The sequence below is a fragment of the Streptomyces sp. NPDC050549 genome, assembly GCF_040655035.1.
In the GTDB taxonomy this organism is placed as follows: Bacteria; Actinomycetota; Actinomycetes; order Streptomycetales; family Streptomycetaceae; genus Streptomyces.
This window is the reverse complement of sequence record NZ_JBFAJD010000027.1, coordinates 99,163-123,429: the sequence shown is the minus strand read 5'-3', so window position 1 is coordinate 123,429 and position 24,267 is coordinate 99,163. Positions and strand designations below refer to the sequence as shown.

The following is a 24,267-nucleotide window of genomic DNA, read 5'->3' as shown; positions in this document are numbered from 1 at the left end:
GCCGCCGCACAAACCGCGCGGCGACGCCAACTGAATACCGGAGAAGGAAAGAAGGGGTAACCGTGAATTGCTACGACTGCCACCAGGAAGGAAGGACGGTCCCGGCGACGGCCGTGTGCCGCCACTGCGGCGCCGCCGTGTGCACCGAGCACGCCCACGTCACCGCCGACCTCGTCTACCACATGGTCGGCATGGGCCCCTCGGTCCGGCCGCTGGCCGCGCGCCGTATCACCTGCACAACCTGCTACGACGCCGAACACAGCGGCAACCCCACCACGACCACCGTCCCGCGTCCCCGCCGCCACCTCACCGACCTGATCGGAGGACGGCGATGACCACCACGCCGCAAGCCCGCACCAGCTACCGGGTGCGGGCCCGCACCACTCCGGACGGCCCGGCCCGCATCGAGGCAGCCGACCGGACCATCCCCGTCGACGCCGCCTGGGACAAGCCCCCGTCCGGGCAACCCGGCCCCGCCGAACTGCTCGCCGCATCCCTCGCCGCCTGCCTGCTGAAGAACCTCAACCGCTCCAGCAAGCTCCTGCCGTTCCGCTACACCAGCGCCGAGGTCGACGTCGTCGCCAGGCGCCAGGACAACCCGCCGAAGTTCACCCACTTCACCTACGAACTGCGCCTGGTCACCGACGAACCCCAGCGCCGCATCGACCTGCTCCACCACAACCTGCGCCGCTACGGCACCGTCTACAACACCCTCGCCGCCACCTGCGACATCCACGGCCGCATCGTGACCACCCCGCCCCCGCCGGAGCCGTCATGACCCCCACAACCACCGACGCACCGGACTGCACCAAGGCCGCAGCCCTCCTGCACGCGGTCGCCGACCCGGCCCGCCTGGCCGTGATACGCCGCCTGGCCGACTCCCCGGCCTGCGTCTGCGACCTGCAGGAACAGGTGCCGATCGCGCTCAACCTCCTCAGCTACCACCTGAAGATCCTCCGCGCGGCGGACCTGGTTACCTGCAGCCGCCGGGGCCGCTGGATCGACTACGCCCTGGCCCCCGACGCCCTCGCACGGCTCCACGCCACCCTCCCCGCCACACCAACCCACCCCGCCGGGGCCAGTGAGGCCGCCACCCCACAGCAGTACACGGCGGCCTGCTCGCCCCAGTGCGCTGATCAGATCCAGTGACCAGGGAAAGGGTCGGCAACCACGGCCTGTCGGCCTTCACCCCGCACCTTCCCGGCGCTCACCCCTGCCTCTACGAATTCGGCGACGCCTCGGACGATGCGTTCCCACGCCCCTCACCGTGGCGTCATACGCGCCGCAGCCACCGGTCGAGGTACACGCTCAGCCCGTCCACATCGGCGCCGCGCGAGACATGACCGAGGTAGCCGTCGGGGCGTACGAGCCCGTGAGCAACGCCCGGCCAGGGACTCTGCTCGCCGAGTCGGTGAACGGTGAGTACATCGGCCCGGCCTGCCAGGACCGGGGCGAGCCGCCCGTCGGACCAGAGGTGCGGCGGCCCGGCCAGCAGCAGGTGCCAGCCCGGCCCCGCAGTCCCTGCCTGGAGCCCGCGCGGCAGGTCGGGCAGCCGGTCACCGGCACATGGACCGCGTCCCGGGGGCCGCGAGCCCGAAGCGGAGGCGGGACTGCGCCGGTAGTGGATGCCCAGCTGCGACACCGTACGGAAGACCCGCCCGCGCGGCCCGCTCACGCGCACCGCCAGCGGCACCAGACGCGGAGCGAGGCGCGTGCGGGCGAGCCGGATGGCCGGGTTGCCGCTGGTGGCGACGGTGAAGGCACGGTCGGTGAAGCGCAGCACGCTGCGGCCGACCGGGGCGCGCTCGGCCTCGTAGGTCTCCAGCAGTTCCTGCGGCGAGTGGCCCTGGCACACGAGGGCGAGTTTCCAGCCCAGGTTGAGGGCGTCCTGGATGCCGGTGTTCATGCCCTGGGCGCCGGCCGGGCTGTGGATGTGGGCGGCGTCCCCGGCGAGGAAGAAGGGCCCCGAGCGGTAGTGGGCGGCGCCGCGGTTGTGGAGCCGGAAGTCGGTCATCCACACCGGGTCGCGCAACGCCAGCCGGCTGCCGGCGTATCGGGTGGTGATCTCCTGCAGGAGACTGAGATCCACCTCGGTGTCCGGGGCGCCCGGCGGCCGCATCGCGAGCAACCGCCAGGTGGCCGGCGAGCCCAGGGGGAAGAAGAACAGCATCCCGGCCCCCGTCATGTACGTGTGCACCGCCCCGGGCTCCAGCCCATCGACCTCCAGATCGGCGAGCAGGAAGGTCTGCGGGTAGGCGTACCCCTCGAAGCCGATGCCCGCTTGAGCCCGCACCGTGCTGTGCGCACCGTCGCAGCCCACGACGTACGTCGCCTCCACGGCCTCCTCGCTGCCATCGCCGCGCCGGAGCCGACAGGCGACGGACGAGCCCGTGCGCTCCAGACGGACCAACTCCGTGCCTCGCTCCACGTCCACGTCCTTGCCCCTCAGATGTTCCGAGAGGACGCTCTCGGTCTCCGCCTGCGAGAGGAACAGCAGGAAGGGGTACGCGGTGTCGGCCAGCCCGATGTCGAAAAGCGGAATCTGCACCACCCGGTGCGGCAGATGCATCCTCAGCTGCATCGCGGGGTTGCCGCGTGCGACCAGTTCGTCGGTCACCCCGAAGGGGGCGAGCACTTCCAGGGTGCGTGGCTGGATGGCCAACGCGCGCGACTCATGGGCCCGGTCCAGAGAGCGGTCGACGATCCGGAAAGTGGTCCCGTAGGTCCGCAGTTGCGCGGCGAGAGCGAGCCCGGTGGGGCCTGCACCGACCACGAGCACGTCCAAAGGCGCCGTCATGAATCCACGGTAGTGCCCAACATCTCGATCCACGCCCGATAACCGACCATCGTCGATCACCGACGAATGAGGCGACGAAGGACCCAGCGCCCCTCAGCGATGACGTCATCATGACGTACGCCACATGGTTCAAGGCGCTGGCCGACCCCATGCGCGTACGCCTGCTGAACCTACTGCCCGTCGGCGAGATCGCGGAGCACCCGTCGATCGGCCAGTCCACTGCGTCCTACAGCCTCACCGAGGTGCGTTTCGTGCTCGCCGAGGCACGGGGCACGTCGACGCGGTACGCCGTCAACGACGGGTGCCCGGAGTGCTTCCCTGCCGCCGTACGGGCGATCACGGGCCTGGAGAGCGAGCGTGCCTGTTGAACGGATTCGCGTCGCACCCCTGACCGCCACTCACGCCGAACAGGTACTGGAGAGCTGCTGGTTGGAATCGAGAAGGGCAACGCCACCTTCGAGTCAGACCTCCGAACTGGGTCACTTTCGACAAGGCCCAGCTGCCCGACCATCACTTCGTCGCCCTGTGGGTGTGCGCGGATCATGCGGCGAGTCCTGTGTCCACGGGCAGCTCCGCGAGCCGCCACTCCAGCATCCCGTCGGTCAGCCGGAGCGCCCTGCGGCCGCGCTCGTGCAGTAGGCGTACGGCGTCGTGAGCGAGGACGCAATAGGCGCCACGGCAGTACGCCACCACCTCGGCGTCGTCGGGCAACTCGATGATGCGGCCGGCGAGTTCCTCCACCGGAATGGAGAGTGCGCCGGGGATGTGGCCGGCCGCGTACTCCTCGGCCGGGCGGACATCGAGGACGACGACCTCGCCTGCCGCCACGCGGGCCAGCAGCTCCACACGGCCGACTTCCTCCGCGCCATCCGTGCCGAGGTAGGCGGTGCGTGCGGGCTCGACATCTGCCTGATGAGCCTGGGCCACCTGGCGGAGCAGGGCGTACAGGGCGGCGACATCGTCTCCGGCCAGCCGGTAGTGGATGCGCACGCCCTCGCGACGGGTGGCGACCAGGCCGGACTGCTTGAGGGTCTGCAGATGCGCGGAGGCGGTGGTCAGGTTCAGCCCGGCGGCCTTGGCGAGCGCGTCAACGGTGCGCTCGCCCTGGGCCAGCAGATCGAGCAGTTCCAGGCGCTTTCCGCTGCTGAGCGCCTTGCCGGTACGGGCGAAGGCGTCGTACAGCGCGCTCTTGCGCGCGGCGTCTCCCATGGCCGAACTCCCATCCCTGGAACATCATCCATAAATCCATGGAATATTGTAACTAGTGCCGGACGCCGGAGCGACCGGGCGCCTACCGTGGCATTGGGAGGACCTCATGGGCTTCGCCGACGATCACCTGATACCCCTCGTCGACACCGGGCTGGGCAACAGCGCCTACCTCGTCGACCTGGGCGAAGGCCGCGCTCTGGCCGTCGACGCGAGCCGGGACCTGCGGGCGCTGCGGGCCGTGGCCGGGCAGCGCGGGCTGACGCTCGCGTTCGCCGCCGACACTCACCTGCACGCCGACTTCCTCTCCGGCGCTGTGCAGCTCGCGCACGACGACGGTGCCGCTGTGCTCGCCTCCGCCGCAGGGCACCGGGCCTTCGCGCACCACGGCCTGGAGGACGGCGACGAGGTCGACCTGGGCGGACTGGCCCTGCGGGCGCTGGCCACCCCCGGCCACACCGACGAGCACCTGTCCTTCCTCCTCCTTGACGGCACACGGGAGTTGGGCGTCTTCACCGGCGGCTCACTGATCGTCGGCTCCGCGGCCCGCACCGATCTGCTCGGCGCCGAAAGGGCCGAGGAACTGGCCCGCGCCCAGTACCGCTCGCTGCGTCGCCTGGCCGAACTGCCCGACCAGGTGGCCGTCTGGCCCACCCACGGCGCGGGCTCCTTCTGCTCCGCCCCGCCCGGCGCGGAACGCACCACCACCATCGGCGCCCAGCGCCAAACCAACCCGCTGCTCGCGGCACCCGACGAGAGCACCTTCGTGCGGCAGTTGCTGGACAGCCTCGGCACCTATCCCGCGTACTTCGAACGCCTCGGCGAGATCAACCGGCGCGGGCCGGCCGTCCTGGGTGCCGCCCCGGGGCTCGCCCCGCTCACTCCGGCCCAAGTACGCCGACTCGACGCCCAGTTGGTCGATGTCCGGCCGATCGCCGAGTTCGCCGCCGGACACATCCCCGGCGCCGTCTCCATCCCGCTGCGCGACCAGTTCGCCACCTGGCTGGGCTGGCTGCTGCCCGACGACGCCCCGCTCGTGTTCGTCACCGCTCCCGGACAGGATCTGGCCGAACTCAGCTGGCAGGCCCTGAAGATCGGATACGACCGGCTGGCCGGACAGGTGGAGATGGCGTCCTGGACAGCCGACGGCGGGGAGCAGCAGGCCATCGAACTCCTCTCCGCCGGACACATCGCCGACCGCCCGGTCCTCGACATCCGCCAGCACTCCGAGCACACCGCCGGACACATCCCGGGAGCCGTCGGCATCGAACTCGGCGAGCTGACCGCACGTGCCGACGAAGCACCCTCACGCGCCGTGGTGGCCTGCGGACACGGCGAACGCGCCATGACCGCCGCCAGCCTTCTCCAGCGCGCCGGACACCAGGATCTCGCCGTGCTGGACGGCGGCCCTGCCGACTGGGCCAAGGCCACCGGCCACCCCCTTGAGGCGGGCGCGTGACCTCCCCCGAGCCCTCGGCCTCGCTCGAACAGGGGGGACCCCCATCCAGCGCGCCCGAGGGCATACGGCTCGGACTGCGCGCCAACCTCGCCCAGTTCACCCTGCTCGTCACCGTCAACGCCCTGGTCGGCGGCATGCTCGGCCAGGAACGGGTCGTCCTGCCGTTGCTGGCCGACCGGGTCTTCCACCTGGCCGCCTCCGCGACCGCGCTCACGTACATCCTGGCCTTCGGCGCGACCAAAGCGGCCACCAACTTCTTCGCCGGCACACTCTCCGACCGCTACGGCCGCAAGCCCGTCCTCGTCGGTGGCTGGCTCATCGCCCTGCCGGTCCCGGCCATGCTCGCCTGGGGCCCGTCCTGGGCCTGGATCATCGCCGCCAACATCCTGCTCGGCGCCTCCCAGGGCCTGACCTGGTCCACCACCGTCATCATGAAGATCGACCTGGCCGGACCCGGACGCCGTGGCCTGGCGATGGGTCTGAACGAGGCTGCCGGGTACGGAGCGGTGGCCGCCACCGCCATGGCCACCAGCGCCATAGCCGCCCACGCCGGTCTGCGGCCCGAACCCTTCCTGCTCGGCGCCGCCTATGCCGCCCTCGGCCTCGGTCTGTCCGCCCTCGTCGTGCGCGAGACCCGTGAGCACGCCCGCGCCGAGGCCGCGCTCCATCCCGTCCAGGATCTGACCGAGCGGGAGTTGACCACCGCCCAGATCGCCCGCCGCACCAGCCTTACCGACAAGGCCCTCTCCGCCGCCAGCCAGGCCGGAATGGTCAACAACCTCAACGACGCCCTCGCCTGGGGCATCTTCCCCCTGCTCTTCGCCACCCACGGCTCGTCCGTCGCCCAGATCGGCATCCTCGCCGCTCTCTACCCTGCCGTGTGGGGCGCGGGCCAGCTGCTCACCGGCTGGTGGTCCGACCGCGTGGGCCGCAAGCGCCTCATCACCGGCGGCATGCTGCTTCAGGCCGCCGCCATCGGGCTGGTCGCCCTCGGCACCACCTTCCCCGTCTGGGCCACCGCCCAGGTCCTGCTCGGCATCGGTACCGCCCTCGTCTACCCGACTCTGCTCGCCGTGATCGGCGATGTCGCGCACCCCGCCTGGCGCGCCCGCGCGATCGGCGTCTACCGCCTGTGGCGCGACGGCGGCTTCGCCGTCGGCGCCCTCCTCGCCGGAAGCCTCGCCGGCGCCTACGGCCTCACCACCGCCATCTGGGCAGTCGCCGCCCTCACCGCCGCCTCCGGCCTGATCGTCGCCGTCCGCATGTACGAAACGCACCCCCGTCCCGCTCCACCGCCATCACTGCCCTGATCGAGAAGACCCACCCACACTCCCTCCGCCGCCCGCATCTCATAGTCGGCGACTCCGGCGGCACCACGGTGCTCCGGGCGCCGCCTTCCGCGACGGGCGAGGGCACGACGGAGACATTGCAGCTTCCACTCGCCAAGCTGCGGATTCGCATGGTCACTGTCCCTGAACAGGGGTGCGCGAGCACGGCTCACGGCGCCGCCACCATTCGTACTGAACGGCGGTCATCGGCAAGTGCCCTCTCCCCACGTGCTGTCGACAGTTCGCCAATAGGCAATCGTGGACCTCAGGAGTCCTTCGACGCGCTGGTTGTTGATGGACTGCCGGCCATACAGGCACTTCGCGCACCGGCTCATCAGGGCCTCGACCCTGTTGCCGGCCCGCTGGGCGACCTCGGCCGGGTCCGCGCCCGCGTACGACCAGGTGAGTCGTTGCTGTTTCGGCCTGGATTCTGCCGCGCAGGTTCGGGCAGCTTGCCGCGCATGTGCGTGATGCGCTGGCACTGCCGCTGACTGGGTGTACGCCTGCCAATCAGTCACCAGCCGCTGTCGCGGCCACACCCACCGCGAAGAACTACGGCGCGGATCACCGCTCGACGGGGTGTCACACCGTCGATATCCGTCTCAGGCGCCGGCACCCGGATGTTCACTCGCAACGGTGACGGCGCCTCATGTTCGGCGGGCGCCGCCAAACGGTCACGGGCGAGGACTGTCTCAGGGCGGGGGAGCTTGCGTGAGTCGCTCTGCCAGTGTCGCCGCGAACTCCTCCGCCCGTGCCAACTGGGTGCGCAGATCCTCCACCCGCTGTTGAGCGGCGCGCTCGAAGCCGCGCATCCGCTCCAGCAACTCCTCGCATTCCCCGACCGGTAGCGTCTCGCCGGAGTCCAAACGATCCGTCGCTTCCAGCAGGGCGCGCATCTCATCCAACGTGAAGCCCAGCGGCTTCATCCGGCGGATGACCATCAGGCGCGCAACGTCGGATTCGGTGTAGAGACGGAAGCCGCCCTGGGAACGGGCGGACGGGGTGACCAGGCCGGTCTCCTCGTAGTGCCGGATGGTGCGCAACGACAGCTCGGTCCGTGCGGCGACCTCGCCGATCTGCATGTGCTCGCTGCTCACGCGGGGTGCCTTCCTCGTCTCTCGCAGCGGCCCCGGGGACCGCCGCCGATCTCTACTCTAACGTTAGGGTAGAGTTGCGCTGTATCGGGACGGCGCCTGCCGTGCCCGTTCCCATGGTGCGGGATACCGTCCCCGTGACCATCAATCGCGTCGGGGCCGACGAAGCCTCCGGCGAAGACCGATGCCTGCAGGAGAGAGCGTGCACATGTCCGTCATGCCCGCCGCCTCCTGCCCGCCGTGATCCTTCGCCCGCAAGCAGCACCTTGTCCTCTCGCGGGTCGCCTCGCTGCTGCCCACTGACTTTGGTCCGCCACTCGCGGACATCGTGGATCTCCGCCCCGGCCCTCCACGCCTCCCCTGCGCGCCCACCGTGACGCCGGGCGCGCCCGAGCACGACAGGTTCCTCTCGTCTTGTCCTCCTCCGCACCGTCCCCTCTGTCCCCAGCCGCGTGGATGCGCGGCTCCCGTCGTCCCTCGTGGCTGTCGCCGAAGGTGCTGCGCACCGAGGTGCTCGCCGGTCTCGTGGTCGCCTTGGCGCTGATCCCGGAGGCGATCTCCTTCTCGGTCATCGCCGGGGTCGACCCGGCGATCGGCCTGTTCGCGTCGTTCACGATGGCCGTGACCATCGCGGTCGTCGGCGGCCGGCCCGCCATGATCTCCGCGGCCACCGGCGCCGTCGCCCTGGTCATCGCCCCGCTCAACCGCGAGCACGGCTTCGGCTACCTGGTCGCGGCCGTGATCCTCGCCGGCGTCTTCCAGATCGTCCTCGGCGCGCTCGGCGTCGCCCGGCTGATGCGGTTCGTGCCGCGCTCGGTGATGGTCGGCTTCGTCAACTCCCTCGCCATCCTCATCTTCATGGCACAGGTCCCGGAAATGCACGACGTGCCCTGGCCGGTCTATCCGCTCATCGCCGCCGGCCTGGCCCTGATGGTGTTCTTCCCGAAGGTCACCACGGTGATCCCGGCACCACTGGTGTCCATCGTCATCCTCACCGTCATCACCGTCGCCGCCGGCATCGCGGTGCCGACCGTGGGCGACAAGGGCGACCTGCCCTCCTCGCTCCCGGTGCCGGGCCTGCCGGACGTACCGTTCACCCTGGAAACACTGAAGATCATCGCGCCGTACGCGCTCGCCATGGCCTTGGTCGGCCTGATGGAGTCGCTGATGACCGCCAAGCTCGTCGACGACATCACCGACACCCACTCCAACAAGACCCGCGAGTCCATCGGCCAGGGCATCGCCAACATCGTCACCGGCTTCTTCGGCGGCATGGGCGGCTGCGCCATGATCGGCCAGACCATGATCAACGTACGGGTCTCCGGCGCCCGCACCCGCCTCTCGACATTCCTGGCCGGCGCGTTCCTGATGGTGCTGTGCATCGTCTTCGGGCCGATCGTCTCCGACATCCCGATGGCCGCCCTGGTCGCCGTCATGGTGATGGTGTCCTTCGCGACCTTCGACTGGCACTCCATCGCACCCAAGACCCTCAAGCGCATGCCCGCCGGCGAGATCACCGTCATGGTGATCACCGTCGCCTGCGTGGTCGCCACCTCCAACCTCGCCATCGGCGTGGTCCTCGGCTCGATCACCGCCATGGTCATCTTCGCCAAGCGCGTCGCCCACCTGGCCGACGTCACCTCCGTCACCGACCCCGACGGCACCCAGGTCGTCTACTCGGTCACCGGCGAACTGTTCTTCGCCTCCTCCAACGACCTCGTCGGCCAGTTCAACTACGCCACCGACCCGAACAAGATCGTCATTGACCTGTCCGCCGCCCACATCTGGGACGCCTCCTCGGTGGCCGCGCTCGACGCCATCGAGACGAAGTACGCCCAGCGCGGCAAGACCGTCGAGATCATCAGCCTGAACGAACCCAGCGCCCGCATCCACAAGACCCTCAGCGGCGAACTCACCGGCGGTCACTGACCAGCCGTTCGGTGCGCGCTTCAACACGCCATCCTCGTCACCGATGACTCAGCCGGCCTCCCTTACCAGGCGTACTGGCCCTCGGAGTCGAGCAGTCCCGAGCAATAGTGGATCCTCTCGACGGCCTGCCCGGCGACCAAGCTGATGTCGCCCAGCAGATGTCTCGCCTTGACGCCACCTCGACACCGGATCCGGCGGGGCCCACAGGCGAACCCCTTCCGGGACGCCTTCCGCGGGAAGCGACTGTGCACCGTGGCGCTCCTGCCTTACGAAGGAGTGTGGTGTCCCACGGTGCCGGACTCGATTCGCGCCTGAACGCCTGCGGTGGGTGGCGTCGTCACGGATCCGTGGTCGGCGTCTTCGCGTCGGGTGGCTGGTGTCGTGCGGCGATGCCGCTGAGCCAGCCGGCCCGCCAGCGACGCCGCAGCCAGTCGCCGGCTTCCCCGACCGCGACGAGGAAGGCGGACGAGGCGGCACACTGGGCGAGCGAGGCGGGTTGGCCAAGCATCGCGCCCAGAAGCCAGAGGGCGAGGGCGATCAGCATCCATCAGACGATGAACGCATCCACCAACTCACCGGTGCCAACCCCACCGACCCGGCCCACCGCTACATGCTCCAGACCGCCGTCATCGGCGCCCGGTTGCTGGACTGGCCCGCCAAGGACCTGTGAGCAGCCCGTTCAGCGGTCGCCGGGGTCAGGGCTTGCCAGTTCAGTCAAACCAGTCGCAGTCGGCCGCCCTCCGCTCCTCGCCTGAGCGACGACGGACCGGCTGATCGCCGCACACCCTCTCCGCGCCCTTGCCAGCGGCGCATTCCGATGCCGGCATTCGGATCGGCCACGCGGAAGCCACGTCTTTCCCGGACCGGCCGACACACACCGTCATCGTTTCCTAACTCCACCGTGACATGCCGCTACCAACTCTTACGTAACGGTAGTGTTGGGTCGTGACGATACGTGTGCTGATCTGCGATGAGCTTCCGGTGGTACGGGACGGGCTGGCAGCCACACTCAGCAGCGAACCGGACATCGAAGTCGTCGGCACCACGGGCGACGGGACAGAGGCACTCTCACTGGTGCGGCGGCTGTCGCCCGACGTACTGATCACCGACTTCCGTCTGGCGGGACTGTCGGGCCTGGACGTCGCAACACGGGTGAGCAAGAACTCCTCCGGCAGGCGCGTGCCGGAAGTCCTCCTGTTCAGCACGCGCACCGACGACGTCTCGGTCATGAAGGCCCTCGGGGCTGGGGCGTACGGATATCTGGTGAAGCAGACTCCGCCAGCCGAGGTGATCCGCGCGGTGCGCGCCCTGGCCGCGGGTGAAGCCGCCGCCACCGGTGCGGTGACCCGGCGTCTGATCGACTGGCTGTTCTGGCGCCATGCCAAACCCGTGGCCGCCAGCCAGGAGAAGCTGAACACGCTGACCCCGAGGGAACGTGAAGCACTGCTGCTGGTGGCGGCGGGGATGTCCGACGACGAGATCTCCCAGAAGCTGACGCTGCAGGTGACCACGGTCCGCTCGCACCTGTATCACCTGCGGCAGAAGCTCGGTGTGCGCGATCGTGCCCAGCTCATCGTCTTCGCCTACCAGTCCGGATTCAGCGTGCCCACAGCTCCCGTGCAGCCGGACTGATCCGCAATCAACCCGATACAGCGGCCGTACGGGTGGCGGTCCAGAACAGGGCCAGACCGACCAGGCTGATCAGTGTCACCAGGACTGTGGCGGCGGCCCAGCCGGTGTGAGTGACGGCGAACCCGAAGACGGGCGGGCCGAAGAGGCTGCCCAGGCAGCCCGCCTGGTTGAGCAGGCCGTAACCGCGGCGCAGCGTGTACGGGGAGTGCGCGAGCGTCGGCATGCTCGCGTAGAGGGCGGCGAGGACGAGCCCGTTAGCGGCCATCAACACCGCGGCCCCGGCAGCGATCGCCGCCCAAGCGCTGACCTGGTAGATCATGACGGCGGCGCACGGCATGGCGAGCGCGGCCACGGCGAGCGGGCGCGGGGTGATCCCTCGGTGCATGAGCAGGCCGGCGGCCAGCCCGCCGGGAACGCTGGCCAGGGACACGGCTGCCGTGGTCGCGTTGCCCAGAGCCGCGGGGACGTCCCGGTGGTCGGCGAGGTCGGGCAGCAGCGCGACCGCGGTGACCCCCAGCAGCGCGATGAGACTGAAGGACACCGACAGCCACAGCACCGGGCGCAGTCCTCCCGAGGAGGCCCCACGGTGCTGGCGTGCTCCCTCGGCGCCAGTGCCGGTCAGCCAGGTGAGAGCGCCGACGAGCGGCACCACGGCGGGCACCACGGTCAGCACAGCGGTCAGCCGCCAGCCCAGGGCACCGGTCAGAGTGCCCGCCGCGGAGGCGAGCGCCATGCCGACGGGAATGAACGTGCTCCACAGAGCGAGCGCCCCGCGCTCCGTACTCGGTCCGCACCGGGCGGACAGCACCAGCGGCCCGGTGATCACCACGAGCAGGTAGCCGCAGCCCTCCAGCATGCACGCGGTGTACAACAGCAGGACCGACGGGGAGACGGTCTCCAGGAACCCGCCCAGCAGCATCACGGCGAGCCCGGCGCCAAGCACCCGGCCGAGATCGCCGCGCGCGATCCACAGCCCGGCCGGCAGGGCGAGCGCCGCTCCGACCACGGTGATGCCGGAGACCAGCCACCCGAACGCAGCGAGCGAGAGCCCGAAGTCGCCGCGCACGTCGGAGCTAAGGGGGATGAACCGGCCCAGCGCCATCCCGGCCGACACTCCCGCCGCGTAGACGAGCGCGACGGTGCCGCGTTCGGGAAGAACGCGTCGCTCGATGCCTGTTGTCTGTGTGCTCATGCAGAGGCGTTCCGCAGGAACAAGGACACGCCGCTGAACAGGTCTCCGGCGTCCAGTTCGCCGAGGTCGGGTGTCACGACATCGCCGTCCAGCGCCTCGTGCAACCGGAAGCCCAGGACGTCGATCCCCTCACCGGTCAGCGTGCGGGTGGCTCGGTCGGAGGAGCACAGCACGGCGGCCACGTGACGGGAGATCTTGCAGGAGTCCGCCAGTACCTGTCGGGCGGCGAGCAGGGTGCCGCCGGTCGCGGCCACACAGTCGATGAGCACCGCGACGTCGTACAACTGTCGGCTCGGCGGCGTCATGTACCGGCACCGGGCTCGGCCCTGTTCGTCGCGTTCCATGCCGAGGAGACAGAAATGGGTGTGGGCGAAGGGCGGGGCGAAACCGGGGTAGAGCAGCTGTCCGCCACGCAGCACGATCACGCACAGCACCGTCGCGTCGTCGGGCACGGCGGCACGCGTGGCGTCGGCGAGGACGCGGCTCAGCTCGAAGATGCCCTGCCTGACCTGCTCCGGCTCGGAGCCCGTACCCACCAGCGTGCGGTAGACGCCTGCCGGATCGGCAACCGTCGTCGCCTCGGCCCTCACAGCCGCACCCCGCGAACCGCGTCGGTGCACCAGGTCGTCAAGTCCGCACCCGAAGTGAGCAGGTCGGCCACATCCGGATCCCTCTCCACGGTGGCGCGACCCTTGCTGACCATCCGCTGCGCGGCCAGCAGCGTCACCGCCAGGCGTACGTCGTCGGGGGCCAGCAGGTCCTCCACCAGTGAGGCGACGTCGTTCTTGGCCAAGGCCGCGGCGTGTGTCGCCGGGTCGAGATCGGCGATGATGTCGGCCAGTGCCCACACTCCGTCGTCGACGAGGAAGTGGGTGATCGGGTCCTGGAAGAAGTAGTCCATCGCTTCGCCGAACCGCTGGCCGGTGAACATCATCCGCCGGTCCGGCGCCGTACCGGCGAAGATCCAGAAGGTTCCGTCCGAGTTGAGCGTGACGGCAGCTCCCGGACTGGCCGCATACGCACCCCGGATCGCGTCGTTGACCGCGGTGGCAAGCGTCAGCCGGTTGGATCCCGACTCGAACGGCGAGTGGTACTCCTTGATGGTCTGTGTGCCGTCGAGGAGATCATCGCGCAGCTCGGCGGCCTTGCCGCTCAGCCGGAACACGTTGAAAGTGATCGGTAACGCCGTGCCGTCGGGCAGGACGATGCGCCGGTTCCAGTCGTTGACCGTCTCCACCGTCGCGCCCAGCTCCCGGGCCAGGTCCGCATCCACGATGTCCATGTCCGGCTGGATGCTGCGGAAGCCCAGTGCGAGGCTTGGGCGCAGCTTCTGCCAGGCGCGGGCGACGTTGCCGTAGTGCGGGATCCGCACGGGCTGTGGCGCGTCGATGCGGTAGCGGTCGATGCTCAGCCGCAGCAGGGTCTCGGGAGGCTGCGGATTGCGGCGCAGGGCTTCGTCCATCTCCCGCAGCAGGCGCTCCGCCCGAACCGCGTGTTTGCCCCAGTAGCCGGCCGTCACGATCTCCACGCGCGGCACCGTGACCCGTTCCAGCAGCCGCAGGATGCTCTTGAACTTCAGGAACGGCTCCCCGCCCCCGTGATGTTCAGCTTCTCCGAGCAGGAGGCGTTGATGAAGTCGATGGCCGCATCCAACTCCGGCCTAGACAGTGAGTCCTTCGCCGTCGCCTTCCGCGTCAGGTCCGACGCGTACATGCAGTGCTCACACGCGACCGGGCACAGCTCGCTGAGATGGATGAAGAAGCTCGACCCTCGGTCCGGAACAGCCACACCGCGGTGGCGCACCGCTTTGATGACCCGCTCGCGCGACTCCTTCGGACTGTCGAACAGCGTGCCGTGACTCGCATCGATCCTCACGTGATCTCCTCGCCTCGACGGTCTACGACCGCCCGGCAGCTCCTGGCACCGCTCGCCCGGGCCCCGCCGGGGCCGCACCGAGCCGTGACTCTATCCGCGAAGATCCCGGCGAACATGAGCCTGATCACGCGATTTATTCTCCCGGAGACATGGAACGAACAACGGGCATTGTCCTCAGGATGTGGAGAAGACCACTGTCCGCGTCCGTGTGCAGGGCCCGGGCCCTGGGGCCACCTGGACCAGCATTGGGCCTGCCGGCCGTCGGGGGCGAACGCGTCATCGGTTGCATCACTTCAGGCGTCCGGGCTGCAGCACCCTGGTCGCCAACGACATCGCCGACCAACTGCTCGCCGTAATCACCGAAGCCCTCACCGACACCGCACGGCACGCCCACGCCACCACCGTGGACGTCACCGCCGCGGCCACCGTCACCCACCTGAGACTGCTGGTCACGGACAACGGCCGTGGCATCGACCCCACCCGCACCCGCACCCGCACCCGCACCCGCGGACTGGCCAACCTCCACACCCGTGCCACGAAACTCGGCGGCACCCTCACCCAAACTCCCCGCCGTCCCACCGGCCCCACGCACCATGGTCATCGACCTGACTCCGGTCGAGTTCTTCGACTGCTATGGGCCAACCGGTGCCCCTTTCACGGTCTGCCGCGCTCATCGGCACCCCATCGGCGACGGCCGAATCCCCGGTCTTCCTGACGGGTCCCACCACAGTGATCGGCATCTACTGCTCCCAACAAGCTGCCTGGACAGGCAAGACCCACCGACGTCAATGAACCGCCCACGATCAAGATCCGGACCATTCCCGGGCCAGCGAACCAATCCGAGCGAAGAGATGCGCGCTTTACGCTGGTCAGCGACGTATAGCTCGTGTACCACCAGCAGACCAAGAACCTGCTGGCAGACCTTCGCACTTCCGCCGACACTCCGCTACACGTCCTGGCCCGCCTGCAGAAACGCCGATTACTGAAGTAATCGTTGCCCTTTTTCGCCCCCAATTCGACCCCACGCCCCCACGTCAACGCCCTGACCTGCATAGATGAGATTCCAAGAGATCAGACGCTACAACTGGCGGTAGTGGTAGAAGCCCTCGGTCCCCCGGACGTCACCGATTCGGGTGTCGGTGACGACGACGCCCGCGAGCCCCCGCGGGACCTCGATACGAGTGGCTGCGGCCCTGTTGACGGACATGTTTCCTCCCTGGACTTGATTCAAATGTCCATGATTGACTCAATGTCTGTCAATATTGATTGAATCAATGCAATGAGGAGTGGATACGGTGACCTCCATGCGCGATCAAGAAACCGCTCCCGGTCACCCCGAGCGACGGCTGAGCACCAAGGAGACCGCCGAACTGCTCGGCGTGAAGCCCGAGACCGTGTACGCGTACGTGAGTCGCGGGCAGCTGGGCAGCAGGCGCGACCCCGGTGGCCGGGGCAGCACCTTCGACGCCACAGAGGTGGAGGCGCTCGCCCGGCGCAACAGGCGGGAGAGCACCGGGAGTTCGGGGTCGGGAGGCGAGCTGTCCGTACGGACCCGGATCACGCTCATCGAGAAGGACCGGTACTTCTTCAGGGGCGTCGACGCGACCGAGCTGGCCGCGCGCCACTCCTACGAAGAGATCGCCGAGTGGCTGTGGACCGGCGAGTTGCGGCCCGGGATCACGTTCACCGCGCCCCGGGCGAGCGTCGCCGTCGCCCGCCGCGCCGTGGACGCGCTGCCCGAACACGCGGGTCCCACCGACCGGTTGCGGGTCGCGGCCATCGCGGCGGCGACGGCGGACCCGCTGCGCTTCGACCTGTCCGAGGACGCCGTGCTCGGCACGGCTCGCACCCTCGTCCCCACCCTCGTGGCCGCCCTGCCACCGGTGCGGCGCACGCATCTCGACGAGGGTCCGCTCGCCCACCGCCTGTGGGCACGGCTGAGCGGGCAGCCTGCCGACGAGGCTTCACTGGGCGTCCTGGACACGGCACTTGGCCTGCTCGTCGACCACGACCTGGCCGCGTCCACCCTCGCGGTGCGGGTCGCCGCCTCGGCCCGCGCGCACGCCTACGCGGCCGTCTCCTCCGGCCTGGGCGTCCTCGAAGGCCCCCTGCACGGCGCGGCCAGCGGTCTGGCGCACCGGATGCTGCTCGACGTGCTCGACCAGGGCAGCGCCGCCCCGGTGGTCGCCGACGAACTGCGGTCCGGCCGCCGTATCCCCGGTCTCGGTCACCGGCTCTATCCGGGCGAGGACCCACGCGCGCGTGCCCTGTTCGCCCTCCTGAAGGACGTTCCCGGCGCCGGGCCCGCTCTCGCCGCGGCCCGCGACATCGTCGCCACCACGGCCCGCCACACCCCGCTGCACGCCAACGTCGACCTGGCACTCGCCGTGCTCACCGTCTCCTCCGGGATGCCCTCCACGGCGGGCGAGACGATCTTCGCGGTCGCCCGTACGGCGGGCTGGATCGCGCACGCCCTGGAGGAGTACGGGGAGCGCCCGCTCCGCATGCGGCCCAGCGGTCACTACGTCGGTCCGAAACCGCCTCAACCACTACCGGAGTAGGACACGAACCCGGCCGGAAGTCACCCCGGGCCAAGTCAGGTTAGGCTCACCTCTGTGAGTACGTGCGCGACCGTCTCTCGGGACCTCGACGAGCCCATTTCCGGAACCGCTGCCACGGCAACGACTTGGCTGCTGCTGGAACAGCCCGGTCCTTGGGGTGCCAAAGCGCTCACTTCGAGCCACCTGGACCCCGCGCTGGGGCGTGCCCTGGAAACGGCGGCCGCGAACACGGGCGTACGGATCGCGCTCATTCGGCGTCCCGGGCGGCACGCCGACCTCGCGCCGTCGCGGGTACGGCAGGTGTACGCGGCCCACACCGTTCCCGGGAACGCGTGGCTGCACAGCGCCACGACGACCGACCCGGGGCAGCTGCTCGGCCTCGACTTCGCGGCTCTCGGCGCGGGCGACCCGCGCTCGTTCGGCTCGGCGCTCGGCGGGCGGGCCCACACCGGTGATCCGCTCGCGCTCGTCTGCACCAACGGCAAGCGCGACCGCTGCTGCGCGCTCCTGGGCCGTCCGCTCGCCGCCGAACTGGCGGCCTCCGGGGTCGAGGGCGCCTGGGAGGTCACCCACTTGGGGGGCCATCGTTTCTCACCCACGGTGCTCGTCCTGCCGTACGGCTATGCGTACGGGCGCGTCGGGGCCCACACCGTCAAGGAGATCCTCCAGGACGTCCAGGAGGGTCGTGTGGTCGTCGAGGGCTGCCGGGGAGGTTCGGCCTGGGAGCGGCCCGGACAGGCGGCGGAGCTGGCCGTGCGGACGGCGGCGCGCGAGTACGCGGCGGACGCGCTGAGTGTCGCAAGGACGGACGGCGGCGCGCCCCGCTGGGAGGTGACGGTCGCGCACACCGACGGCCGCCACTGGCGCGTGATCGTCGCCCAGGGCGCCTCGCTGCCACCCCGGCCGGAGAGCTGTGGGGTGTCGGTTCTCGGCGCACCGGCGCGGATGGACGTGGTGGCGGTGCGCGAGCTGACGACGGCCCTGGCGGGCTGACCCGCCCGGCACCGGGCCACCCGACCGGCTTTTACGGGAAATCGCCCTCTCCTGAAGGCCACTTTCCCCAAGAATTGGTCAAGAGATCCACACCACACCCCTAGGGCGGGTCCGGTCCCGCCACGTACCTTCGTGGGTATGAGCCCCACCCCTCTCGCACGCCGCCGTCGCCTCGGGCTGCCTCGGCGGGTGTTCTCGCAGGTGCTGCTGATGCAGCTGGCGATCGCCGCGGGAGTCGCGGTCCTGGCGACCGGGCTCTTCCTCGCGCCACTGAGCAAGCAGCTGGACCAGGAGGCGATGAACCGCGCCCTGGCCATCGCCCAGACCACCGCGCAGCAGCCGCAGATCATCAAGGACCTCCAGAACACCCCTCCGCGCGCGGACGGGCCCGTGCAGAAGGAGGCGGAGCGGATCCGGAAGGCCACCAAGGCCGAGTACGTGGTGGTGATGGACTGGCGGGGCGTGCGCTGGTCGCACACGACTCCGAGCGAGATCGGCCGGTTCGTCTCGACCTCTCCCGGCCAGCCCCTGGCCGGTCAGGAGGTCAAGGAGATCGACAAGGGCACCCTGGGCCGCTCGGCCCGCGGCAAGGTGCCCATGCGCGACGCCCACGGCACGATCATCGGGGCCGTGTCCGTGGGCATCAAGTACGACAGCGTCCGGGCACAGCTGATCAGCGCGATCCCCGGGCTGCTGGCGTACGCCGGGGGCGCGCTCGCCGTCGGCGCGCTGGCGGCCTGGCTGATCTCCCGGAGGGTCCAGCGGCAGACCCGGGACCTTGCCTTCTCGGACATCTCGGCGCTGCTCTCGGAGCGCGAGGCGATGCTGCACGGCATCCGGGAGGGCGTCGTCGCCCTGGACCGCGCGGGCCGCATACGGCTCCTGAACGACGAGGCACGGCGGCTGCTGGGCATCGGTGACGAGGCGGTCGGCCACTCCCTGGACGAGGCGCTCGGCGAAGGTCGTACGACCGACGTCCTGGCCGGCCGGGTGACCGGCACCGACCTGCTCGCCGTGCGGGGCCAGCGGGTCCTGGTCACCAACCGGATGCCCACCGACGACGGGGGCGCGGTCGCCACCCTGCGCGACCGCACCGAACTGGAGCAGCTCGGCCGGGAGTTGGACTCGACGCACGGCCTGATCGACGCCCTGCGTGCCCAGGACCACGAGCACGCCAACCGTATGCACACCCTCCTGGGGCTGCTCGAACTGGAGATGTACGACGACGCCGTGGACTTCGTCGGAGAGGTGGTCGGCGATCACCGGGCCACCGCCGAACAGGTCACCGAGAAGATCCAGGACCCCCTGCTCGCCGCCCTGTTGGTGGGCAAGGCGACCGTCGCGGCCGAGCGGGGCGTCGCCCTGTGGATCGCCGACCGGACCTGGCTGCCGGACCGGCTGATCGACCCGCGGGGGTTGGTCACGGTGGTCGGCAACCTGGTGGACAACGCGCTCGACGCCGTCGGAGGCACACCGCACGCGCGCGTGGAGGTCGAATTGCGGACGGAAGGGCGGACGGCGGTGCTCCGGGTGCGGGACACGGGGCCCGGAATCCCGGAGGAACAACGGGAGTTGATCTTCACGGAGGGGTGGTCCACGAAGAAGCCCCCGGCCCACGGCAAGCGCGGGATCGGCCTCTCCCTGGTGCGTCGGCTCGCCGAACGGCAGGGCGGCAGCGCGGTGGCGGCGGAGGCGCTCGGCGGGGGCGCGGAGTTCGTGGTCGTGCTGCCCGAGGCGCTGACCGAACCGGACCTGGAACCAGCTCTCGCCGCCTCCGGGGAGAACGTCGCCGAGGAGGACTCGCGGTGATCGAGGTCCTGGTCGTCGACGACGACACCCGGGTCGCCCGGGTCAACGCCGCCTACGTCGAGAAGGTGCCGGGCTTCCACGTGGCCGGCGAGGCTCACAACGCGGCCGATGCGCTGCGCCAGTTGGAGACGCTGCCCCGCCTGGACCTGGTCCTGCTGGACCACTACCTGCCCGACGAGACGGGCCTGGCGGTCGTCCAGGAGATGCGCAGGCGCGGCCACCAGACCGACGTGATCATGGTGACGGCTGCCCGGGACGTGACGACCGTACAGGCGGCGATGCGGCAGGGCGCGTTGCAGTACCTGGTGAAGCCGTTCGCCTTCGCCGGCCTGCGGGCCAAGCTGGAGGCGTACGCCGAACTGCGCCGTACCCTCGACGGCGGCGGCGAGGCCGAACAGGCCGAGGTGGACCGCATCTTCGGCGCCCTGTCCGCGCCGTCGGAGCCCGGCCTGCCCAAAGGCCACTCCCCCACCACCGCGGAACTGGTGCGCCAGTCCCTGATGAACGCCGAAGGCCCCCTGTCCGCCCAGGAGATCGCCGACCGCACCGGGGTGAGCCGGCAGACCGCCCAGCGCTATCTGAAGCTCCTGGAGCGCACGGGACGGGCCAGGCTGACGCTGAAATACGGCGACGCGGGCCGCCCCGAACACCGGTATGTGTGGGCGACCCGCGCCTGAGCGGCACGGCCGGTCAGCCTGTCGCGTTCTTCACGAACTCCGTCGTGTACGTCTTGTCGAGGTCCACGTCGGCGTTCTTGATGGTGGGGTTGAACGCCTTGAGCACCTTCTCGACCGTCTCCGGACCGTTGGCCGGCATCACGCCGTCCTTGGTGAACATCGGCAGCGTGCTCTTGATCGCGGTGGCGTAGAGGGTCTTGTTGCCCTGGGAGTAGTCGGCGGGCATCTTGTCGGCGATCTCGGTGGCACTGTGCGTGGACATCCACTTGAGGGTCTTGACGAATGCATTGACCATCTTCTGCACAGTGGACTTGTGGCTGTTCACCCAGTCCGTCTGCATGTACAGACTTGACGAGGGGTACGGCCCGCCGAGCGCCGCCTGCGAGCCCTCGGGCGTCCGCATGTCGACGAGGATCGTGCCGGCCTTCTTGTCGAGGATCGTGGCGACGGTCGGGTCGGTCGTCATGCCGGCGTCGATGGAGCCCTGTTGGAGCGCGGCGACGAAGGTCGGTCCCGCGCCCACGGCCACCGGGGTGAAGTCACTGACGTTGACGCCGTTCTTGACGGCGAGGTATTTGGTGAGGAAGTCGGTGGAGGAGCCGAGGCCGGTCACGCCGAGCTTCTTGCCCTTGAAGTCTTTTGCCGACTTGACCTTCCCGGCCGCCTTGGTGGAGACAACCTCCACCTCGCCGGGCGCCTGCGAGAACTGCACCACGGACTCGACCGACTTGCCCTTCACCTGGAGGTCGAGCGTGTGGTCGTAGAAGCCGACGGCTCCCTGGACCTGCCCGGAGACGAGCGCGGTCTCGGCCTGGACGCCGGCCGGTTCACTCAGCAGCTCGACGTCGAGGCCCTCGGAGTCGAAGTAGCCGAGTCGCTGGGTGAGCATCGCGGGCAGGTAGATGACCTTGTCCAGGCCACCGACCATGATCTTGACCTTCACGCCCTTGCCGTCGCCCTTGCTGGTGGAGGCGGTGGAAGCCGCGTCGTTGGCACAGGCGGTGAGCGAGGCGAGGGCGAGCAGGCCCGAGGCGGCCAGGGCGGCGTATCTGGCGGTCTTGCGCATGGCGGTTCACGTCCTTGTGAGGGTGCGGGGTGGAGAGGAAGGGGACTCTTCAACGGGGTTGCCGCGAGGGGCGGTTCAGCTGTCGGAGCCCGACGGCTTCCAGCGGAAGATGCGGTTCTCGGCGAAGGTGAGAAGCCCTTCGGCCACGAGGGCGACGACCGCGAGGATCACCATCGCGGCGTACACACCGGCCGCGTTGAAGGTGCCCTGGGACTGCGCGACGAGCAGGCCGATGCCCTTGGTCGCGCCGATGTACTCGCCGACGATCGCGCCGATGAGGGCGAAGCCGAAGCTGACGTGGAGGCTGGTGAAGATCCAGGAGGTGGCGGACGGGATGACCACCTGGAGGGTCACCTTGCGGTCGCTCGCGCCCAGGATGCGGGCGTTGGCGACCAGGTTGCGGTCGACCTCGCGGGTGCCCTGGAAGGCGTTGAAGAACACCGGGAAGAAGACGAGCACCACGGCGGAGGCGACCTTGGAGGCCGGTCCGAGTCCGAACCAGATCATGAAGATGGGCGCGAGGACGATCCTCGGTATGGAGTTGAGCACCTTGATGTATGGACCAAGCACATCGGCGAGGAACGCGATCCGCCCCAGCGCGATACCGAACACGACACCGGCGATCACACCGATGATCCAGCCGAGCAGCGCCTCCTGGAGCGTGAACCAGATCTGCTCCCCCAGGGAGCCGAGCGCGGTCCCGTGCATCACCCAGGTCCAGATCTGGTCCCAGATCTTCGAAGGCATCGAGAAGTTGAACGGATCGATGACCTTGGCCCGGGAGAGCGCCTCCCACAGACCGAGCACGGCGACCAGGAGCAGCACTCTCGCCGCCCCGACACCGAGCTTGCGTTTACGGGCGGCACGCGCGCGTGAATGGGCGCGGTCCGTCTTGCCGCCGGGCTCGACCGCGGTCGGCACGACCCGGTCCTCGGGTATCACGTCAGGCGACATTGGCCGCACCCCTCTCGCGCGTGATGCGGACCTCTTCGCCGAGGGATTCCCAGATCTCGCGGTAGATCTCGATGAACCGCGGCTCCAGGCGCACGGATTCGACCTTGCGGGGCCGCGGCAGGTCGATGTCGAAGACCTGCTTCACGGTGGCCGGCCCCGCGGTCATCACGACGACCTTGTCGGCCAGCGCGATGGACTCCTCCAGGTCGTGGGTGACGAAAACGACCGAGGCGCCGGTGCCCTCCCACAGCTCCAGGAGCTCGTCCGACATCAGTGCCCTGGTCTGCACGTCGAGCGCCGAGAACGGCTCGTCCATCAGCAGGATCTCGGGGTCGTTGACGAAGGTCGCGGCGAGCGCGACGCGCTTGCGCATACCGCCGGAGAGCTGGTGCGGATAGCGGTCCTCGAAGGCGGAGAGCCCGACCCGGGCCAGCCACTCACGCGCCTTCGCCTTGGCCTCCGCCTTCGGTACGCCGCGGAAGCGCGGGCCCGCCATGACGTTGGAGAGGACCGTGCGCCAGGGGAAGGTGGCGTCCTGCTGGAAGACGAAACCGACCTTGTCGCCGACGCCGGACACGGGCTCCCCGGCCACCAGCACATCGCCCTCGGAGGGCTCTTCCAGTCCGCTGACGAGGGTCAGCGTGGTCGACTTGCCGCAGCCCGTGGGGCCGACGACCGCCACGAACTCGCCACGTCCTACGGTGAGATCAAGCCCCCGTACGGCCGTGTGCAGACCCCCCGACGGGGTCCTGAAGGTCTTGCTCGCGCCCCGCAGCTCGATGGCGGGGCTGGTGTCTGCGCTCATGGCCGGGACCGTAGATGTGGCCCGGACCACAACAGGAGTCTTCTGGGCGCAAGCCGTTCTTTTGCTCGCAAGAGCCTGTTGTGCTCGTTTTGCTCGCGCTACAACTGCGGAGCCGAAACACGGGCTTAACGCTCGCCTGGCCTTGAGGAAAGAGGCCCAATGATTGACGTCATGGTCGTGGACGACGACTTCCGCGTCGCCGAGATCAACGCGAAGTACGTGGGGAAGGTTCCCGGTTTCCGGGTCGCCGCCCGCGCACACAGCGCTGCGCAGGCACTGGCCACCGTGGAACGCGGAGCCATCGACCTCGTACTGCTCGACCATTACCTGCCCGACCAGACGGGTCTCGAACTCGTCCACCGCATGCGGCAACAGGGCCACACGACCGACGTCATCATGATCACGGCGGCCAGCGATGTGACGACCGTGCAGCGGGCGATGCGCCTGGGCGCCCTGCACTACCTGGTCAAGCCGTTCACCTTCGCCGCCCTGCGCACCCGTCTGGACTCGTACGCCGCCCTGCGCCGCACCGTCGACCGCGTCGGCGGGCGCGGCATCGCCGGCCAGGAGCAGGTCGACCGCATCTTCGGCGCCCTGCGTACGACCACCGCGCCGGCCTCCCCCGGTCTGCCGAGCGGCCACTCGGAACCGACCACCGACCTGATCTGCGGCGTCCTGCACCGCGCCGGCCACGCGCTCTCGGCCCACGAGGTCGCCGCCGAGACCGGCCTGAGCCGCTCCACGGCACAGCGCTACCTCCGCCACCTGGAACAGGCCGGCCGTCTCCGCCTCTCCCTCAAGTACGGCGACACGGGCCGCCCCGAACACCGCTACGCCTGGGTGGCGCCGTAGCCGCGTGGAGTCGGCAGCGGCTTCCGTACGACGGCGGT

General features: G+C 69.7%; 25 protein-coding genes and 3 pseudogenes. 15 read left to right on the top strand and 13 right to left on the bottom strand.

What is annotated here, in order from left to right; all coding sequences use genetic code 11:
- Positions 1-62 precede the first annotated feature (62 nt).
- From AB0I51_RS32445 to AB0I51_RS32435, 3 genes are read left to right on the top strand one after another with little or no spacing between them, the layout of a single operon-like run.
- A complete protein-coding gene (locus tag AB0I51_RS32445) occupies positions 63-335 on the top strand; it encodes a DUF2180 family protein (protein WP_362981315.1) in 273 nt (90 codons plus the stop codon).
- Positions 332-778 (top strand): OsmC family protein, encoded by a 447-nt coding sequence (locus AB0I51_RS32440; RefSeq protein WP_362981313.1) that lies wholly within the window; start codon positions 332-334, stop codon positions 776-778. Before AB0I51_RS32445 ends, AB0I51_RS32440 begins: the two co-directional genes overlap by 4 nt.
- Complete coding sequence (locus AB0I51_RS32435; protein ID WP_362981311.1) at positions 775-1,149, top strand: metalloregulator ArsR/SmtB family transcription factor; 375 nt, start codon at positions 775-777, stop codon at positions 1,147-1,149. The genes AB0I51_RS32440 and AB0I51_RS32435 overlap by 4 nt, the downstream gene beginning before the upstream one ends.
- Positions 1,150-1,273: 124 nt before the next feature.
- On the opposite strand, the gene AB0I51_RS32430 is transcribed toward AB0I51_RS32435, so the two are convergent.
- A complete protein-coding gene (locus AB0I51_RS32430; protein WP_362981309.1) occupies positions 1,274-2,797 on the bottom strand; it encodes an FAD-dependent monooxygenase in 1,524 nt (507 codons plus the stop codon).
- Between the two features lie 110 nt (positions 2,798-2,907).
- Here AB0I51_RS32430 and AB0I51_RS32425 point away from each other — a divergent pair, with 110 nt between their 5' ends.
- Positions 2,908-3,165, top strand: a complete 258-nt coding sequence (locus AB0I51_RS32425; protein WP_362981307.1) for a transcriptional regulator — start codon at positions 2,908-2,910, stop codon at positions 3,163-3,165.
- A 172-nt stretch (positions 3,166-3,337) separates the two neighbouring features.
- Here AB0I51_RS32425 and AB0I51_RS32420 read toward each other — a convergent pair whose 3' ends face one another.
- On the bottom strand, positions 3,338-4,006 hold the full coding sequence (locus tag AB0I51_RS32420) for a metalloregulator ArsR/SmtB family transcription factor (RefSeq protein ID WP_362981305.1): 669 nt from the start codon (positions 4,004-4,006) through the stop codon (positions 3,338-3,340).
- 106 nt (positions 4,007-4,112) lie between these two features.
- Between AB0I51_RS32420 and AB0I51_RS32415 the strand changes: the two genes are divergently transcribed.
- A complete protein-coding gene (locus AB0I51_RS32415; RefSeq protein ID WP_362981303.1) occupies positions 4,113-5,462 on the top strand; it encodes an MBL fold metallo-hydrolase in 1,350 nt (449 codons plus the stop codon).
- Entirely contained in the window at positions 5,459-6,772 is a 1,314-nt protein-coding gene (locus AB0I51_RS32410; RefSeq protein ID WP_362981301.1) for an MFS transporter, read from the top strand. Before AB0I51_RS32415 ends, AB0I51_RS32410 begins: the two co-directional genes overlap by 4 nt.
- Positions 6,773-6,993: 221 nt before the next feature.
- Here the strand turns inward: AB0I51_RS32410 and AB0I51_RS32405 are convergent.
- Positions 6,994-7,194, bottom strand: a pseudogene (locus AB0I51_RS32405) (hypothetical protein); the annotation flags it as partial.
- Positions 7,195-7,482: 288 nt separating this feature from the next.
- Positions 7,483-7,887, bottom strand: a complete 405-nt coding sequence (locus AB0I51_RS32400) for a MerR family transcriptional regulator (protein ID WP_362981299.1) — start codon at positions 7,885-7,887, stop codon at positions 7,483-7,485.
- 453 nt (positions 7,888-8,340) lie between these two features.
- Between AB0I51_RS32400 and AB0I51_RS32395 the strand changes: the two genes are divergently transcribed.
- Positions 8,341-9,813, top strand: a complete 1,473-nt coding sequence (locus AB0I51_RS32395; RefSeq protein WP_362981297.1) for a SulP family inorganic anion transporter — start codon at positions 8,341-8,343, stop codon at positions 9,811-9,813.
- 337 nt (positions 9,814-10,150) lie between these two features.
- Here AB0I51_RS32395 and AB0I51_RS32390 read toward each other — a convergent pair whose 3' ends face one another.
- The gene (locus AB0I51_RS32390; RefSeq protein ID WP_362981295.1) at positions 10,151-10,321 is read right to left on the bottom strand and encodes a hypothetical protein; all 171 of its coding nucleotides are present in this window, start codon (positions 10,319-10,321) and stop codon (positions 10,151-10,153) included.
- Between the two features lie 48 nt (positions 10,322-10,369).
- Between AB0I51_RS32390 and AB0I51_RS32385 the strand changes: the two are divergent.
- Positions 10,370-10,483 (top strand): annotated as a pseudogene (locus AB0I51_RS32385) (PucR family transcriptional regulator); the annotation flags it as partial.
- A 275-nt stretch (positions 10,484-10,758) separates the two neighbouring features.
- Positions 10,759-11,445: a response regulator transcription factor gene (locus AB0I51_RS32380; protein ID WP_362981293.1), complete on the top strand. Its 687-nt coding sequence runs from the start codon at positions 10,759-10,761 to the stop codon at positions 11,443-11,445.
- A 7-nt stretch (positions 11,446-11,452) separates the two neighbouring features.
- Here the strand turns inward: AB0I51_RS32380 and AB0I51_RS32375 are convergent, their stop codons facing one another.
- From AB0I51_RS32375 to AB0I51_RS32360, 4 genes are read right to left on the bottom strand one after another with little or no spacing between them, the layout of a single operon-like run.
- The gene (locus tag AB0I51_RS32375) at positions 11,453-12,637 is read right to left on the bottom strand and encodes an MFS transporter (protein WP_362981291.1); all 1,185 of its coding nucleotides are present in this window, start codon (positions 12,635-12,637) and stop codon (positions 11,453-11,455) included.
- Positions 12,634-13,227: a phosphoribosyltransferase gene (locus AB0I51_RS32370; RefSeq protein WP_362981289.1), complete on the bottom strand. Its 594-nt coding sequence runs from the start codon at positions 13,225-13,227 to the stop codon at positions 12,634-12,636. Before AB0I51_RS32370 ends, AB0I51_RS32375 begins: the two co-directional genes overlap by 4 nt.
- Positions 13,224-14,165 carry a hypothetical protein gene (locus tag AB0I51_RS32365; RefSeq protein ID WP_362981287.1) on the bottom strand — a complete coding sequence of 314 codons (942 nt, stop codon included), beginning with the start codon at positions 14,163-14,165 and terminating at the stop codon, positions 13,224-13,226. Before AB0I51_RS32365 ends, AB0I51_RS32370 begins: the two co-directional genes overlap by 4 nt.
- Positions 14,166-14,212: 47 nt before the next feature.
- Complete coding sequence (locus tag AB0I51_RS32360) at positions 14,213-14,512, bottom strand: hypothetical protein (protein WP_362981285.1); 300 nt, start codon at positions 14,510-14,512, stop codon at positions 14,213-14,215.
- A gap of 283 nt (positions 14,513-14,795) precedes the next feature.
- Here AB0I51_RS32360 and AB0I51_RS32355 point away from each other — a divergent pair, with 283 nt between their 5' ends.
- The gene (locus AB0I51_RS32355; protein ID WP_362981283.1) at positions 14,796-15,227 is read left to right on the top strand and encodes an ATP-binding protein; all 432 of its coding nucleotides are present in this window, start codon (positions 14,796-14,798) and stop codon (positions 15,225-15,227) included.
- 369 nt (positions 15,228-15,596) lie between these two features.
- Here the strand turns inward: AB0I51_RS32355 and AB0I51_RS32350 are convergent.
- Positions 15,597-15,719: pseudogene (locus AB0I51_RS32350) on the bottom strand (citrate synthase/methylcitrate synthase); the annotation flags it as partial.
- Between the two features lie 97 nt (positions 15,720-15,816).
- Between AB0I51_RS32350 and AB0I51_RS32345 the strand changes: the two are divergent.
- The 4 genes from AB0I51_RS32345 to AB0I51_RS32330 all read left to right on the top strand — a co-directional run bounded on the left by AB0I51_RS32345 (position 15,817) and on the right by AB0I51_RS32330 (position 20,552).
- Positions 15,817-17,073: a citrate synthase gene (locus AB0I51_RS32345; RefSeq protein WP_362981281.1), complete on the top strand. Its 1,257-nt coding sequence runs from the start codon at positions 15,817-15,819 to the stop codon at positions 17,071-17,073.
- A 54-nt stretch (positions 17,074-17,127) separates the two neighbouring features.
- The gene (locus AB0I51_RS32340; RefSeq protein ID WP_362981279.1) at positions 17,128-18,066 is read left to right on the top strand and encodes a sucrase ferredoxin; all 939 of its coding nucleotides are present in this window, start codon (positions 17,128-17,130) and stop codon (positions 18,064-18,066) included.
- 138 nt (positions 18,067-18,204) lie between these two features.
- Positions 18,205-19,875 carry a sensor histidine kinase gene (locus AB0I51_RS32335; RefSeq protein ID WP_362981277.1) on the top strand — a complete coding sequence of 557 codons (1,671 nt, stop codon included), beginning with the start codon at positions 18,205-18,207 and terminating at the stop codon, positions 19,873-19,875.
- A complete protein-coding gene (locus AB0I51_RS32330; RefSeq protein ID WP_362981275.1) occupies positions 19,872-20,552 on the top strand; it encodes a response regulator in 681 nt (226 codons plus the stop codon). The genes AB0I51_RS32335 and AB0I51_RS32330 overlap by 4 nt, the downstream gene beginning before the upstream one ends.
- A gap of 13 nt (positions 20,553-20,565) precedes the next feature.
- On the opposite strand, the gene AB0I51_RS32325 is transcribed toward AB0I51_RS32330, so the two are convergent.
- The 3 genes from AB0I51_RS32325 to AB0I51_RS32315 all read right to left on the bottom strand — a co-directional run bounded on the left by AB0I51_RS32325 (position 20,566) and on the right by AB0I51_RS32315 (position 23,377).
- Complete coding sequence (locus AB0I51_RS32325; RefSeq protein WP_362981273.1) at positions 20,566-21,618, bottom strand: ABC transporter substrate-binding protein; 1,053 nt, start codon at positions 21,616-21,618, stop codon at positions 20,566-20,568.
- A gap of 75 nt (positions 21,619-21,693) precedes the next feature.
- Positions 21,694-22,572, bottom strand: a complete 879-nt coding sequence (locus AB0I51_RS32320; protein ID WP_362981271.1) for an ABC transporter permease — start codon at positions 22,570-22,572, stop codon at positions 21,694-21,696.
- Positions 22,562-23,377, bottom strand: a complete 816-nt coding sequence (locus AB0I51_RS32315) for an ABC transporter ATP-binding protein (RefSeq protein WP_019072927.1) — start codon at positions 23,375-23,377, stop codon at positions 22,562-22,564. Before AB0I51_RS32315 ends, AB0I51_RS32320 begins: the two co-directional genes overlap by 11 nt.
- Positions 23,378-23,536: 159 nt before the next feature.
- Between AB0I51_RS32315 and AB0I51_RS32310 the strand changes: the two genes are divergently transcribed.
- Positions 23,537-24,229, top strand: coding sequence for a response regulator (locus AB0I51_RS32310; protein WP_362981269.1), 693 nt, complete (start codon positions 23,537-23,539; stop codon positions 24,227-24,229).
- Positions 24,230-24,267: the final 38 nt, after the last annotated feature.

What these genes read in the sequence shown, in the direction of transcription:
- AB0I51_RS32440 (WP_362981313.1), top strand. Translation starts at nt 332, where the DNA reads ATGACCACCACGCCGCAAGCCCGCACCAGCTACCGGGTGCGGGCCCGC.
- AB0I51_RS32435 (WP_362981311.1), top strand. Translation starts at nt 775, where the DNA reads ATGACCCCCACAACCACCGACGCACCGGACTGCACCAAGGCCGCAGCC.
- AB0I51_RS32430 (WP_362981309.1), bottom strand. Translation starts at nt 2,797, where the DNA reads ATGACGGCGCCTTTGGACGTGCTCGTGGTCGGTGCAGGCCCCACCGGG.
- AB0I51_RS32425 (WP_362981307.1), top strand. Translation starts at nt 2,908, where the DNA reads ATGACGTACGCCACATGGTTCAAGGCGCTGGCCGACCCCATGCGCGTA.
- AB0I51_RS32420 (WP_362981305.1), bottom strand. Translation starts at nt 4,006, where the DNA reads ATGGGAGACGCCGCGCGCAAGAGCGCGCTGTACGACGCCTTCGCCCGT.
- AB0I51_RS32415 (WP_362981303.1), top strand. Translation starts at nt 4,113, where the DNA reads ATGGGCTTCGCCGACGATCACCTGATACCCCTCGTCGACACCGGGCTG.
- AB0I51_RS32395 (WP_362981297.1), top strand. Translation starts at nt 8,341, where the DNA reads ATGCGCGGCTCCCGTCGTCCCTCGTGGCTGTCGCCGAAGGTGCTGCGC.
- AB0I51_RS32390 (WP_362981295.1), bottom strand. Translation starts at nt 10,321, where the DNA reads ATGCTTGGCCAACCCGCCTCGCTCGCCCAGTGTGCCGCCTCGTCCGCC.
- AB0I51_RS32375 (WP_362981291.1), bottom strand. Translation starts at nt 12,637, where the DNA reads ATGAGCACACAGACAACAGGCATCGAGCGACGCGTTCTTCCCGAACGC.
- AB0I51_RS32345 (WP_362981281.1), top strand. Translation starts at nt 15,817, where the DNA reads ATGCGCGATCAAGAAACCGCTCCCGGTCACCCCGAGCGACGGCTGAGC.
- AB0I51_RS32335 (WP_362981277.1), top strand. Translation starts at nt 18,205, where the DNA reads ATGAGCCCCACCCCTCTCGCACGCCGCCGTCGCCTCGGGCTGCCTCGG.
- AB0I51_RS32325 (WP_362981273.1), bottom strand. Translation starts at nt 21,618, where the DNA reads ATGCGCAAGACCGCCAGATACGCCGCCCTGGCCGCCTCGGGCCTGCTC.
- AB0I51_RS32320 (WP_362981271.1), bottom strand. Translation starts at nt 22,572, where the DNA reads ATGTCGCCTGACGTGATACCCGAGGACCGGGTCGTGCCGACCGCGGTC.
- AB0I51_RS32315 (WP_019072927.1), bottom strand. Translation starts at nt 23,377, where the DNA reads ATGAGCGCAGACACCAGCCCCGCCATCGAGCTGCGGGGCGCGAGCAAG.
- AB0I51_RS32310 (WP_362981269.1), top strand. Translation starts at nt 23,537, where the DNA reads ATGATTGACGTCATGGTCGTGGACGACGACTTCCGCGTCGCCGAGATC.